This window comes from Arthrobacter sp. P4_F10, assembly GCF_056401435.1.
Map to the genome: position 1 here is coordinate 54058 of NZ_JBFUJJ010000003.1, position 12831 is coordinate 66888.

Annotated in this window: 11 protein-coding genes and 1 pseudogene; 1 reads left to right on the top strand and 11 read right to left on the bottom strand. The window is 65.7% G+C overall.

Annotated elements, in window-relative coordinates; genetic code table 11:
* Window positions 1-16: 16 nt before the first annotated feature.
* The gene (locus AC1DR1_RS05130; protein ID WP_229992042.1) at window positions 17-856 is read left to right on the top strand and encodes a hypothetical protein; all 840 of its coding nucleotides are present in this window, start codon (window positions 17-19) and stop codon (window positions 854-856) included.
* A 164-nt stretch (window positions 857-1020) separates the two neighbouring features.
* On the opposite strand, the gene AC1DR1_RS05135 is transcribed toward AC1DR1_RS05130, so the two are convergent.
* The 11 genes and pseudogenes from AC1DR1_RS05135 to AC1DR1_RS05185 all read right to left on the bottom strand — a co-directional run bounded on the left by AC1DR1_RS05135 (window position 1021) and on the right by AC1DR1_RS05185 (window position 12527).
* Window positions 1021-1326, bottom strand: a complete 306-nt coding sequence (locus AC1DR1_RS05135) for a hypothetical protein (protein WP_364744404.1) — start codon at window positions 1324-1326, stop codon at window positions 1021-1023.
* A 191-nt stretch (window positions 1327-1517) separates the two neighbouring features.
* Window positions 1518-1604: pseudogene (locus AC1DR1_RS05140) on the bottom strand (short-chain dehydrogenase); the annotation flags it as partial.
* Window positions 1605-1610: 6 nt separating this feature from the next.
* The gene (locus tag AC1DR1_RS05145) at window positions 1611-3404 is read right to left on the bottom strand and encodes an FAD-dependent oxidoreductase (RefSeq protein WP_476967032.1); all 1794 of its coding nucleotides are present in this window, start codon (window positions 3402-3404) and stop codon (window positions 1611-1613) included.
* A 13-nt stretch (window positions 3405-3417) separates the two neighbouring features.
* Window positions 3418-4248 carry an aldo/keto reductase gene (locus AC1DR1_RS05150; protein ID WP_476992260.1) on the bottom strand — a complete coding sequence of 277 codons (831 nt, stop codon included), beginning with the start codon at window positions 4246-4248 and terminating at the stop codon, window positions 3418-3420.
* A 5-nt stretch (window positions 4249-4253) separates the two neighbouring features.
* Complete coding sequence (locus tag AC1DR1_RS05155) at window positions 4254-5123, bottom strand: sugar phosphate isomerase/epimerase family protein (RefSeq protein WP_476992261.1); 870 nt, start codon at window positions 5121-5123, stop codon at window positions 4254-4256.
* Window positions 5120-7186, bottom strand: coding sequence for an FAD-dependent oxidoreductase (locus AC1DR1_RS05160; RefSeq protein ID WP_476967035.1), 2067 nt, complete (start codon window positions 7184-7186; stop codon window positions 5120-5122). Before AC1DR1_RS05160 ends, AC1DR1_RS05155 begins: the two co-directional genes overlap by 4 nt.
* A 9-nt stretch (window positions 7187-7195) precedes the next feature.
* Window positions 7196-8320: a Gfo/Idh/MocA family protein gene (locus tag AC1DR1_RS05165; RefSeq protein WP_476967036.1), complete on the bottom strand. Its 1125-nt coding sequence runs from the start codon at window positions 8318-8320 to the stop codon at window positions 7196-7198.
* A gap of 68 nt (window positions 8321-8388) precedes the next feature.
* A complete protein-coding gene (locus AC1DR1_RS05170) occupies window positions 8389-9129 on the bottom strand; it encodes an SDR family NAD(P)-dependent oxidoreductase (RefSeq protein ID WP_229992049.1) in 741 nt (246 codons plus the stop codon).
* Between the two features lie 2 nt (window positions 9130-9131).
* Window positions 9132-10040 (bottom strand): shikimate dehydrogenase, encoded by a 909-nt coding sequence (locus AC1DR1_RS05175; RefSeq protein WP_476967037.1) that lies wholly within the window; start codon window positions 10038-10040, stop codon window positions 9132-9134.
* Window positions 10037-11452 (bottom strand): MFS transporter, encoded by a 1416-nt coding sequence (locus tag AC1DR1_RS05180; RefSeq protein ID WP_476967038.1) that lies wholly within the window; start codon window positions 11450-11452, stop codon window positions 10037-10039. Before AC1DR1_RS05180 ends, AC1DR1_RS05175 begins: the two co-directional genes overlap by 4 nt.
* A 124-nt stretch (window positions 11453-11576) precedes the next feature.
* On the bottom strand, window positions 11577-12527 hold the full coding sequence (locus AC1DR1_RS05185; protein WP_476992262.1) for a LysR family transcriptional regulator: 951 nt from the start codon (window positions 12525-12527) through the stop codon (window positions 11577-11579).
* Window positions 12528-12831: the final 304 nt, after the last annotated feature.

The following is a 12831-nucleotide window of genomic DNA, read 5'->3' on the forward strand; positions in this document are numbered from 1 at the left end:
TGAAATGTGTTTGAATATGCCTGCAGACTCCACTACTGAAGACAAGCCGAAACAGTTCCTCGGACTAAGCGGCACCCAGACTATTGGCTCGGCTTTGGCAGCGGTGACCTCTGCCTTGGTGGGGTCCTTTCTAGGCGTTGCCGGGACCCTTATCGGCGCCGCACTCGGCTCTATCGTTGCCACGGTGGGCGCCGCTCTCTATGCCCGAACACTCAGTTCGGCCGCCGCCGTGGCATTGACGAAAATCCCTCAGCGACGCAGGGGCGGTCTGCCCGCTGACGACGGCGACGCGCTGGCCCCCAGCGCGCCGGCCGAGAGCGACGGACCTCGAGCCAAACGCGCGAGGTGGCAGTTGACACCGAAGACCTGGATCAAGCTCGGGGCGGTCAGTGCGGCCGCATTCGTGATCGCGATGGTCGGTGTCACTGCAGTCGAATTCGGAACCAATAAGCCCATCTCCAGCCTTGTCTCGTCGACGTCGAGCATCGACGGCGGTGCGACCGGGCCCACGACGACGCTGGGCACAGCATTGGGCGGCAACCCGACGGTCCCGGACGAGACGGACGCCTCGACGAAGGACGTGGCGGAAGTGCCTGGGCCAGTCGAGGAAGTACCTGGGAAAGTCGAGGAAGGCGCTAACAACGAACCGGGCCTGACGACGGACGGTAGCCCCAGTGGCGCGGACAGCGGCTCGGCCGGGACTGGAGAGCCGGCAGCCGACACATCAAGCGACACCCCCGCGGCGGACCCCGCCCCCGAAACCGTCCAGAGCCCGGAGCCTGCCCCCGCGACCGAGCAGACGTCGCCGCCCGAGGTGCTCTCGGATTCGGGATCGGCCGAGCAGCCCGCACCGTGATGGCGAAGATACGGATGCAGGCACGATAGGAAGCGCCTCTTCATCGGCACTGCGCGGCCACCGGTCCGCCTCACCGGGGCGCCTAACCTGTCAGTGATGGTGGGCCGGGGCGGCTGTGTGGTGGCGGCTGACTCATCCGACGAGGACCACCGGATTCTCAGCGGTCAGCCCGCGCCCTGGCCCTCGCGGGCCACCTCCTCCAGAATCCTGGCTGTCGGCGCTGCCGTCATGAGCTGCCCTATCACCTCGGGTTTGTCCCATACCTGGCTGCGCAGCCGTTCCAGAAAGCCGGTCGCGGCGTCCTTGGTGTCGAAGTCAAGGAGCACGGCCACGCTGTTCTGGTCCTCGGTATCCCGGAACAAGCGGACAGACCGGGCGCCGGAGGCGGCGCGGCCTGCGGGATCCGTGTCGAACACTTTCTTGAAAGCCTCGTAGTCCCGGACCGGATAGCTAATCTGCAGCGTGAACATCGTCGTTCCTTCCCTCGGGCTGTGGCAGGGACCACGATAGGCCGTCCAGCGTCATCCCGGTAGGGCCGGAGGGCGGCCTCGATCCGGTGCCGCGCTGCCCTCCTGACGCGTGTATCCGGGCCCCTAAGCGGACGACGGCGGGACTTCCCGCCGTCGTCCGCTGGCGTTATGGTGCCGCTCCCCCAAAGCGCGGACCAGCCGCCGTCGGACGCGAGGATGGCGCCGTTGATGTTGGTGCCGTCGTCGCTGGGCAGGAAGGTGACGGAGGCGGCAAGCTGCGCCAGTCAATCCGCGGTAACGGCGTCCCCGCTCATGGATTCCGGAGCTGCAACTCCGTCGTCCTCGTAGTGTGTGGCGTTGGCGAGGTCGCGCCCGGCGATGTAGCCGAAGGTCAGTGCTGGGCCGAGGTTGATGCCCCCGGCCGGGTAGTGCCCGCCCATGACTGAGGCCTGGTCATTGCCCGCGACGTAAAGGCCGCCGATGGGTTGGCCATGGTTGTCCAGAACCCGTGCACGCGAATCGGCCGCGAGTCCGGCGAAGGTACCGAACGATCCCGGGACAATCCTGACGGCGTAGAACGGCCCCTTGTCCAGGGGGCGCAGCGAGGCATTGGGGGTGTTCTTGGGGTCCCCGCCATAGCGGTTGAATTCACTGGCGCCGCGATCGAAGTCGGGGTCAATGCCCTTGCGGGCGTTGTCATTGAATTCCGCGACGGTCGCGGCGAGCCCTTGCGGATCGATGCCGCAGGCTGCCGCGAGTTCCTCGAGGGTGTTCCCCTTCTTGAGGTAGCCGGATCGCAGGTAGGGGAACAGCGGCACGGGCAGCGGCTTGGCCATACCCAACGGGAACTTGCGCACGAACGCTGCGTCAGCGACCTGCCAGGCCTCCACCGGTTCACCCTCGGGTGTGGCGTTGATCAGGCCTTCGACGTAGTCGTAATAGCCGTTGGCCTCGTTGACAAACCGCTTGCCGTCCCGGCGGACGCCGATGCTGCCGGGCTTGGCGCGGTCCATGATGTGGGGGAACGTTCCGGTACGTCCGTTGCGGTACGGGACCAGCGAGACCGGGCACCAGGCGGCCGGAGACTCCACATCGGTCTCGAAGCGGGCGCCCACGGCCTGGGCCATGGTGATACCGTCGCCGGTGGTTTCCTTCGGCGCAAGTGTCCAGTGCTCGCGTCCGGTGGGCGTCTTGGGGAACAGCTCCTTCCGGCGGGAGACGTCATGGGGGAACCCGCCGCAAGCCAGCACGACGCCGCGGGAGGCGTTGATCTGCAGTTCGCCTTCCGGGGAAGTCACGACGGCGCCCGTCACCTTGCCGGACCCGTCGGTGAGCAGGTACCTGGCCGGCGTGGAGACGCGGATCTCCACGCCGAGGTCATCGGCGGACTTCAGCAGCCGGCCGGTGAGCGCGGTCCCGTTGACCAACTGCATGTTGCGGCGGTGCGTGAGGAGGTCCAGGAGGTGCAAGCCCACCCGCCAGGCTGCGTGGAAAATGCCCCGGATGTTTCCTTGGGAGGCGGAAAGGAATTTTGTCAGGTCCGGACCTGCCATGATGCCCATGCCCAGAAACGAGGTCTCATAGAGCTGGTGGCGCATCTTGGCGCGCAGTTCGGGCTTGATCCGGCGGGCGTTCAGCGGCTTTGGTCCTACTGAGCGGTGCCCTGTGCCTGCACCAGGGGTGCTGCCGTAGATGTCCTTGATCTTGGCTCCCGGCACAAACTGCAGGCTGGTTTTGTCCTGGAAAAAGCCCACCATGTGAGGTACCGCCTCGAGGAACGCCTCCACCCTGTCTTCCTGATAGTTCCTGCCGAGCCGGTGGCGCAGGTAGGTGCGGAAGAGTTCGCGGTCCTCGTTGACCCCATCGGCTTTGGCCAGCGGGTTGCCGGGGGTCCAGGCCCAGCCGCCGGACCAGGACGTGGCACCGCCACAGACGTCGGCCTTTTCAACGACCACAACTTTCAGTCCGTGGTAGGCAGCGGAAACTGCCGAGGAGAGGCCGCCGGCGCCGGAGCCGATCACTAGGACATCGCAGTCCAGGCTCGGGAGGGCAGATGAAGAAATTACGGGTGCCGTCATTTTCAGTGCTTTCTCAGTGGAAGTAGGTGTCGGAGTCCAGGCGCGGCGGCGCACCGGTTTCGAGTGCGTCAATCGCGGCCATTTGCTGCTGGGTCAGGGCGAAACTGAAGACGTCCAGGTTCTCCCGTTGGCGTTGATTGTCCGCGGACTTCGGCACAGCCACACGGCCGTGCTGCACATGCCAGCGCAGGACGATCTGGGCCGGGGTCCTGCCGAGTTCCGTGGCAGGGCTGCGCACGGCGGCCTGCTCAAGAAAGCTCCCGTTACGGCCCAAAGGGCTGTAGGCGGCGGTCAGGATCCCATGTTCCCGGTGAAACTCAAGCTGACCTGGTTGGCCGTGCTCAGGATCAACCTGGACCTGGTTCAGCGGCACGGCCAGGCCTGCGTCCTGGACCAGCCGTAGGTGCGCGGGTTTGAAATTTGACACGCCCCAGGCCCGGATTGAGCCGTCCTTGACCAGGTCCTGCAGTCCTTCGCAGGCTTCAACGAACCTCCCCTGGGAGGGGTTGGGCCAGTGAACCAGGAACAGGTCCAAGTAGTCGGTTCCGAGCCGCTTCACCGCCTCGCCGAAGGCATCGCGCACTCCGTTGCGGCTGTGCCACTGGGTGTTGAACTTGGTAGTGAGGAAAAGGTCCCCTCGATCAATTCCGTTGCGGCGGATCCCCTCCCCCACGGCGGCCTCGTTGGCGTAGTTCTCGGCCGTGTCGATGTGCCGGTAGCCACTGCTGATGGCCTGGTGCACCGCCGCTGCGGCATCCTCACCCGTCAGGGGCCAGGTTCCCAGGCCGATGAGCGGGATGTGCACGCCGGGAGTGACTTCTGCTGTCGTGATCTCTTTTGTCATGCCGCTCATCTGGTTCCCGTCCCTTGGAGATTTGCTGTTGTCTGGTCAATTCCGGCCGTTGCCAACACGGCGTCCACCCCTGTTTTGAGCAGGCGCGCCCACCCAAGCTCGCCGAGTTCAGCCACCCGCCGGTCCGACGGCGTCTCCGCACTGACCGGAAGCCCGTCCGGCAAAGCGGCCACCGCCTCCGCAAGCCTGAACTCACCCTCGCCGGGCACCTCCCGCTCCGACCGGGATTCGACCACAAGTGCCTCGCGGCCGGCTGGCCGTTCCGCGGGCCCGTCGCACAGCTGGAGCAGCGGTACCAAATCTGCGTTGGCATGCAGTGCGGCCCACTGGCCGGCAGCGCCGTCACCGTTGAAGCGGTTGAAATGAAGGGTGTCCACCACGAGGCGGCAGCCGGCCTGCCGGGCAATGTCCGCAGCCTGGGCCATCGAAGCAACAGGCTGATAGGAAATCGCTTCAAGGGTGGGGGTGATCCCGAAACCGTGCCCGTCCTCGGTCATCCGGGCCAACGTGTGGACCAGCCGGGAGCTGTCCGGATCGGCTCCTGCGACTGTGAGGGAACTCGCCCCCAGTGCCTGGCCCGCTTCCATCATGCGCAGCCATGCTTCACGCTGGTCGCTGCCATCCAGCAGCAGGAATTCGATGTCCCGGACCGTGACGCCCGTGTCCCGTATCCGTGTGAGGGTCTCCCGTAAAAGTGAAGACCCCGGCTGGAGGTTGTACGGCCGTTCCACGGGCGTCACCGCGCGCACCCGGACGCCAATGAAATCAAAGCCTGCCTGGGCAGCGACCCCCACCAGTTCAGGCGGCGCGGTGTTCAGCAGCGAAAGCTGTGCCAGGCCGACGGACCTGTGCGCGTTTCCGGTCATGACTGTGCTCCGTTCAGGCTAAGTTCATTGTTGGCGGCAGCCCCGGCTCTCAGAAGAGAGGCGATCCGCTGTGCTGCGTCGTAGCCGCTCTTCACTGCGTTGGAGGCGATGGCGGGCGTCTGGTCCACCACTGTCCCGGCCAGTGTCACCGGCACTCCGGCCTCGCAGCTCAGTTCGGCGTCGCGAATGTCCGCTGGGACAGAGCCGTCCAGGGGAACCACGGAGCGCGAAACCAGGAGCGGTCCCGGCGCCTCCAGCCACTCGCCTCCAGAGGCAACGCCCGGACCGCTGATCCGGATCCGGCCGCCGTCGTATTCCTCGATGGTCGCACCGAGCCGGATCCGCACCCGCGGGTTGGCTTCGAGCCGGGGCACGGCCAGGATTTTGGCGCGGCGGCCGGACTCGGGGGCAAGGGCTGCCTGCGGTCCGATGAGCAGCACGGCAGTCCCCCGGCCAGCCAGCGTGTCCGCCACGCTCATGGCAACGGAGTCCGCACCCCAGATCGTCACGGCATCCGGAATGACGGGATGCGGCGCGTCAGGGTCGATGACCTCGGGGTGGGCGGTGAGCCATTCGCGCACATCCAGGACGCTGGCGCTCTCTTCGCCAATGAACCCGGCGGCGGGCGCGAGCCCGCCGGTTGCCAGCACGATGGCGTCTGCCGCGGTGTCGCGGACAAGGCCGTCGAGGTGGTCAGTGTCCACGCGCGAACCCAGCCGGACCTCGATGCCAAGCCGCGCGTTCTCCCCGGCAGACCATTCGGCGAACCGGTGGAAGTCCGGGGTGGACTTCATCCGTTCCGCGAGGGCGAACTGGCCGCCGGCGCGGGGGCCATCGTCGAGTACGGTCACTTTCGCCCCGGCTTCGGCAAGCTCGCGGGCGGCGGTGAGGCCCGCGGGACCCGCGCCCACCACCACAACGCGGGACCCTTCGCGGACGGCTGGTGTGGGGACCGGGACGCGGGAGCGTCCCACCGCGGGGTTGACTGTGCAGGTCACCTGACCCAGGCCCAGGTTGTCGATGCAGACGTTGCAGGCGATGCAGGGGCGGTAGCGCTCATCACGCAGGACGCCGCCCACAAACGTCGGGTCAGCATGGATGGCCCGGGCCAGGCTGACGAAGTCGCAGGTCCTCTCGGAGAGGACCTGCTCGATGATTTCCGGCGAGTTCAGCCGGCCGGCCAGGCCAAGCGGCAGGCCGAACTGCCGGTACGCCTTGGCGTAGTCGGCGAGGATGCCCGGCTTCCATTCGCCTGACTGCACGATCCATTCGCCGGCCTCGTAGCTGCCGGCGGAGATGTCCAGGAAATCCAGGTGCTCCAGGTGCGCGTTCGCAATGATGGCCACCTGCTGTTCGGCGGAGATGCCGTCTGCAGGACCTTCAACTACGGACACACGCATACCCACGAGGGTGTCCGGGACCGCTGCCCGCACGGTGTCGATGACCAGGTTCAGGAAGTGTTCGGGTGCGGCGAACTCGTCCGTGCGGTGGTTGGAGATCGGTGACATGAACTGGTGGATCAGGTAGCCGTGGGCGCCGTGAATGTTGATGACATCGAAACCGGCCTTCACCGCGCGGCGGGCAGCTTGGGCGTAGGCTTCCACCAGTTCGTGGCATTCCTCGACGGTGAGTTCACGGGGAACTTCGCCGCCCGCCACCTCGCACGCCACCGGTGATGGCGCCACGTTTTTGTACCCGGAGAGGGCGGACTGGGCGGTGCGGCCGCCGTGGTTAATTTCGACGGCGGCCAGCGCGCCTTCCGCGTGCAGGGCGTCGGTGAGCCTGCGCAGGCCGGGGATCATCTCATCTGTGTGCAGGCCCAGCTGGTGGGTGCGGCCCTTGCCGTCGGCGCGGACATAGGTGGCCTCTGTGGTCACCATGCCCAGTCCTGCCTTGGCACGGGTGACCAGGTAGTCGATGTACTGCTCCGTGATGTAACCGTCCGTGGTGCCGTAGTTGCGCTCCATCGGTGCGGAGGCGAGCCGGTTGCGAAGGGTTTTCGGGGTGCGGCCATTGCGGCCCAGTGTCAGGGGGCGGGCGGCGTAGCGTGTGTTCTTTTCCATTGCTGTTCCTTAACCCGCAATCGGTGCGAGGGGTCGTGTGCTTTCAGGCAGCGGGGCGAAGCGGATTGGATTGCCTGTCCGGGACGATTCGTAAATTGCCAGCAGTATCCGCAAGGCCTTCGTCGCGTCGTGGCCGGTGATCGCCGGTTCACCGCCTCCGCGAAGGCTCCGGACAAAATTGCGGACCTGCGCGGTGTGGTGCGGGATGAGCTGGCCATTAATCGTCGTGAGGCTGACGTTCGGGTCAACACCGTTCGGGTAAACAGGATCGGTGCTGATCGTTCCGGACACGGCCCACAGGTCCACGCGTCCGTCGCTGCCTTCCGGGAATTCGGTCAGGGAGGCGGAGGCGCCGGTCTCGCCCGTGACCCGGATCTGCACGCCCAGGCTCGGGGACACCGCCGTCGACGCTTCGAGCGTGGCCATGGCGCCGGAAGTGAAGGTGATGACGGCGGTCGCTGAGTCTTCCACTTCGATGTGTTCGCCGTGGAAGTAGGTGTTGATTTTGCCGTAGACCTCGGCCACGTCTCCCATAAACCACTGCAGCAGGTCGATGTAGTGGATGGCCTGGGTCATCAGCACCCCGCCGCCGTCGTTGGCCCACGTCCCGCGCCAAGCGTCGCGGGAATAGTACTCCGGATCGCGGTGAAGCATCACCGAGCATTGGCCCATGATGGGCCGGCCGAGTGTGCCGTCGTCGATCGCTGCGCGGATGCGCTGGGCTGCCGGCCAGAACCGGCGCTGGAAGAGCACACCCAGCTTCACACCGGCATCGTCGCAGGCCTTCACCATGCGTTCTGCGGACGCCAAGTCAGTGGCGATGGGCTTTTCACAGAGCACGTGGACTCCTGCCGCAGCGGCCTGCAGCACCACATCCTGGTGGGTGGGGTGTGGGGTGCAGACCGAGACGATGTCCAGGTCCAGGCCCAAGAGTTCCTCGACTGTGTTGACCGCTGCAGGGATCCCCCATGCTTCGGCGGTGTCTTGGGCGCGCTGGAGGTCGATGTCGCAGACACCCACGATGGCCACGTCGTCAAGGGCACGGAACGCCTCCAGATGGTTGCGGGAGATCGCCCCGCACCCTGCAATTCCGATGCGAAGGGGGCGGGCGGTGACAGGTGATGGGGTGATCATCAACAGGTGCCATCTTTCTGGTGCTGGTAGGAAAATGTGGTGCGGTCCGGCAGGAGGCTGGGGCCGGGCTAGTACGTGGCCCGGCCGCCGGACAGATCGAAAACGGAGCCGGTGGTGTAGGAGGCCGCCGGCGAAACGATGAATTCGATGAGGGAGGCCGCTTCGGCGGGGGTCCCGAACCTGCCCATGGGGATTTTGGCGGCCTGGGCCGCCTGCTGTTCCGCCGGCACTTCCGCGAAAAGCGGGGTCACTACATTGCCCGGGGCGAGGGCATTGACGGTGACGCCGGAAAGCGCGAACTCCTTGGCGAGTGACTTGACCAGGCCTAGAATCCCGGCCTTGCTGGCAGAATAGGCGGGCATATTGACCACGCCTTCCTTGCCCGCCGTCGAGGAGATATGGAGCAGCCGCCCATAGCCTGCCTCAGCCATTCGCGGCAGGACGGCCTGCGAGAGAATGAATGCCCCTGTCAGGTTGATCTTCATGATGCGTTCGAAGTCTTCGACCGATGTGGCGGCTGCCGGGGCCACGGGCCCCAGGATGCCCGCGCAGTTCACGACCGCGTGGAGCCCTCCCATCTCCAAGGCCGCCGCCGAGACGGCCGCAACAACGGATGCCGGGTCGGTGACGTCCATGGCGAGTGCTGAGGTGCCTGGTTCATCGGGCCACGCGGCCGAGGGCAGGTCCGCTCCGACCACCGTGGCGCCGGACGCCCTAAGGCGTGCCGCCGTCGCCCGCCCGATGCCGCTGGCCGCCCCGACCACGAGGCAACGGGACTCGGCGATAGTGCTGGGTGTTTGAGGATCCATGGCTAGCTGACCGCCTGTCGAAACGTGGCCAGCATGCTGTCGGCGTCGGCGCTGATGCCGGTGAAGAGCTCGAAGGCGGCGGCGGCCTGACCCACGACCATGCGTCCGCCGTCGAGTACGGCGCAGCCCTTGCCCCGCGCTGCCTTGATCAGTTCGGTTTCGAGCGGCCGGTAGATCACGTCCGCTACCCAAAGCCCGGAGTGGATCAGCTCGGGATCCACGGGCACACCGGGGTGGCCCGTCATGCCGATGGGTGTTGAGTTCACAAGCCCATCTGCCTCCCGGATGCTTCCGGCGACAGCATCCGTCCGGGTCACTGACAGGTGGCTTTTCGGAAAGTGCGGGGCAAGCCGGGCGGCGAGGGCCTCGGCCCGGGCAGGTTCGATGTCGGCGATGACCAGGCGCCGGGTTCCGGCGCTGAGGAGCCCGAAGGCCACTGCCGCGCCGGCTCCTCCCGCTCCGAGCTGCACCACCGAGTCGGTCACGGCCGACGGGAGGCCGGCCCGGAGGCCGCCGATGAATCCGGTGTGGTCCGTGTTGTGGCCCACGGCCTTGCCGTCGTGAAAGGTGATGGTGTTGACGGCACCCAGAATCCGGGCATCGGGCGAAAGCTCATCCAGGCCGTCCTGCACGAGTTGCTTGCTCGGGTGGGTGACGTTCAGTCCGTCGAATCCGAGATCAGCTGCATGCCGCACCAGGGCCGCGGACCGTTCTGCAGGGTGTCCGATGGAGTCCAGATCGATGACGCGGTAGGTGTAGGCAAGGCCCAGCCTGTCGGCTTCGGCCTCGTGGAGGCCCGGGGTGAGCGATCCGCCGATACCGGAGCCGAGCAAGCCCACCACGAACCGATGGCACATATCGGCTTCCCGCGGCCGGACGGCCCAGGTGCCCGCCAGGGTCTGCTGGCTCATGCCCGTGCCGTATCGGCAACCGCGCCGGAAGCGTCGTCGGCCGCACGGGACTGCCGCGTTGCCGGCTCCGGGGTGACGGACGACGCTGTGTAGAGCCTCGGGTCGGATTTCTTCAGTCCGAGCAGGGCCGTCGGAGTCTTGAACGTCTCGGGTGCCAGCAGCGCTGCGATGGCGGAGATGGCGCAGGCCACGGCGGCGAACGTTGCGACAGGAACCCAGTTGGCTTTGTTGCCACCGATCAGCAGCTCGGAAATGACCGGCGCGAATCCTGCCAGGAGGAGTCCGAACATGAGGCTGATGGCCATACCGGAGTAGCGGACCTTGACTGGGAACTGCTCCGGGAAGTACGCGGGGTAKATGGAGTTTGTGGCGGTGTAGGCGAAACCGATCAGGAGGATGCCGGTGACAAAGATCAGCGGAACATTCGCCGCCGACAGGGCCGAGAAGAACACGAAGATCATCGCCATCTGCAGCACCAGACCGGTGACGAAGACGGGTTTGCGGCCGATCCGGTCCGAGAGGATGCCGGCCAATGGGCCCATGGCGACGGCGGCGAGGTTGGCGACTGCGATGACTGTCAGCATCAGGCCCTTTTCAACGCCGACGACGGACGTGGCGTAGGACAACGCAAAGACGTTGATGATGGTGTTGATGATGGTAAACAGCGACATGGCGGTGACACGGAGAACGGTGGCCCAGTGGTGCCGGAACAGGGTGACGAGTGGAACCTTGACCACGTCGTCGTGCGCTTTGACTTCCGCGAATACCGGGGGCTCTTCCAGGAGGCGCCGAAGCACAAAGGCGATGACGGTCACTACGGCGCTGGCGAGGAACGGGATGCGCCAGCCCCAGGCAAGCAGCTGTTCCTCGGGCATGGATGCCACGGGAATGAACACTAGCGTGGAGAGCACGATGCCGAACATGATGCCGCTCATCGTCCAGCTGGTGTAGAAGGCTCGCTTCTTGTCAGGTGCGTGCTCGAGCGTCAGGGAGCTTGACCCCGGCGATTCGCCGCCGGCGGAGAGGCCCTGCAGAAGCCGGAGAGCCACGATGAGGACCGGCGCTGCCATTCCAATGTCGTTGTACGTGGGCAGGCAGCCGATGAGGAATGTTGATGCGCCCATCAGCAGCAGGGTGAGCAGCAGGACCTTCTTGCGGCCGAATTTGTCGCCGAGGTGTCCGCAGATCACTGCCCCCAGCGGACGGGCGACGTAAGCAACGCCGACGGTTGCGAAGGACAGCAGCATCGCGGAAGGGCCAGGGGCGAAGAACAGTTTGCCGAAAATCAGGGCGGCCGCCGAGCCGAAGATAAAGAAGTCGTAGTACTCAAGGGCGCTGCCCACGAACCCCGAAACCGCTGCGATCTTCGCATTGTTCTTGGGGCGTGCTGGCGCCAATGTCGACACTGACATGGTGTTCCCTTCAGGTAACGGGACCGTCCCGGGGGCTCTTGGTATAGGCCCGCTGCAAAAACGGTGTGCCGCGCTATGCGGCTTCTCCATCCAGTGTGGCTGCGATCACTTAGTTAGTCCACGACTAAAATGATCTATCACTATGTTGCAATTCGACTTGATGAGGTGGGGTCAGTTGGGGGTTCTCGGGAAAGATCTCTTCGACGACGGCGAGCACAGCCGTCAGCACGGCGGAGTCATTTTCCTCGGACCACGCGATGGCGTGATTCATGAAGTGCTGCGGGTGATCGAGGGCCACGTACGTTGCCCCGGAGGGTATGATCCCGGCTATCCCGCTGCTCATGAGGGTGACTCCCACACCGGCGGCCACGAAGGTCAGCACCATGTAGGGGTCCGATAACTCCTGGACAATGTGAGGGCGGAAACCGGCCGCCATGCAGGATGCGAGCATCACTTCGGTCATGGAGGACGAGCCGTCCAGTGGCGGCGAGATGAAGTCATCAGCCGCCAGAGCCTGCAACGGTATGGATTTTTCCTGTGCCAGCGGATGATCCAGCGGCAGTACCGCACCGACTTCCTCGCTTGCGACCAAGCGCGTCATCACCGAGGGGACCGGGGTTTCGGGACGGCCCACGAAGGCCAAGTCCAGGGTGCCCTTCGCGACGCTGGCCAATCCGTCGGCCGTGCGCACACCGCTGGTGAGGTCCATTTTGATGTCCGGGTGACGCCGGCGCACAGCGCGCGTGAGCGGTGGGAGGGTCAGGTGGTTCACAGCTCCGGAGAATCCGATCCTGATGTTGCCCCGGACGCCCTCAATCTCCGCCTGGGCCGCCTCGCGGGCCAGCCGCATCTCGCGAAGCACACGGTACGCGCGCGGCAGGAGGGCATACCCCGCCGGCGTGAGGGCCACGCTTCGCGTGTTGCGCTCAAAGAGCCGCTTCCCCAGATCCGCCTCAAGCTTCCGGATCGTCTGGCTCAGTGGGGACTGTGAAGTGTGCAGGCGCTGCGCAGCACGGCCGAAGTGCAGTTCTTCGGCCACGGCAACGAACGCTTCCAGCCAGCGGATCTCTGTCATGTCTTCAGAATGTACTCTTTACCCGAACATCGAACCGACAAGGGGGCTTGGGCTTCCAGGTGGCCGGAGGAATCTACTCACGAGTTGGCAGGAGCGCCGGCACCCTCGCGGCGCCCGCGGGCCTCGGCACAACCACCCGCACCGCGCCCGCGGCGGGCTAGGAACCCGACACTGGTTCAGAAGCCGGAGCAGCGGGTACGGCATTGCGCGCGGATCGACCACTCAGGCCAAGTATCTGCCATACAAATAGGTGGCATCAGGAAACGCCTCTTCACCGAATACCTCTTTTGCCTCAGTCTGGTTA

Coding starts and splice junctions, on each gene's coding strand:
- AC1DR1_RS05130 (WP_229992042.1), top strand. CDS start 17: ATGCCTGCAGACTCCACTACTGAAGACAAGCCGAAACAGTTCCTCGGA.
- AC1DR1_RS05135 (WP_364744404.1), bottom strand. CDS start 1,326: ATGTTCACGCTGCAGATTAGCTATCCGGTCCGGGACTACGAGGCTTTC.
- AC1DR1_RS05145 (WP_476967032.1), bottom strand. CDS start 3,404: ATGACGGCACCCGTAATTTCTTCATCTGCCCTCCCGAGCCTGGACTGC.
- AC1DR1_RS05150 (WP_476992260.1), bottom strand. CDS start 4,248: ATGACAAAAGAGATCACGACAGCAGAAGTCACTCCCGGCGTGCACATC.
- AC1DR1_RS05155 (WP_476992261.1), bottom strand. CDS start 5,123: ATGACCGGAAACGCGCACAGGTCCGTCGGCCTGGCACAGCTTTCGCTG.
- AC1DR1_RS05160 (WP_476967035.1), bottom strand. CDS start 7,186: ATGGAAAAGAACACACGCTACGCCGCCCGCCCCCTGACACTGGGCCGC.
- AC1DR1_RS05165 (WP_476967036.1), bottom strand. CDS start 8,320: ATGATCACCCCATCACCTGTCACCGCCCGCCCCCTTCGCATCGGAATT.
- AC1DR1_RS05170 (WP_229992049.1), bottom strand. CDS start 9,129: ATGGATCCTCAAACACCCAGCACTATCGCCGAGTCCCGTTGCCTCGTG.
- AC1DR1_RS05175 (WP_476967037.1), bottom strand. CDS start 10,040: ATGAGCCAGCAGACCCTGGCGGGCACCTGGGCCGTCCGGCCGCGGGAA.
- AC1DR1_RS05185 (WP_476992262.1), bottom strand. CDS start 12,527: ATGACAGAGATCCGCTGGCTGGAAGCGTTCGTTGCCGTGGCCGAAGAA.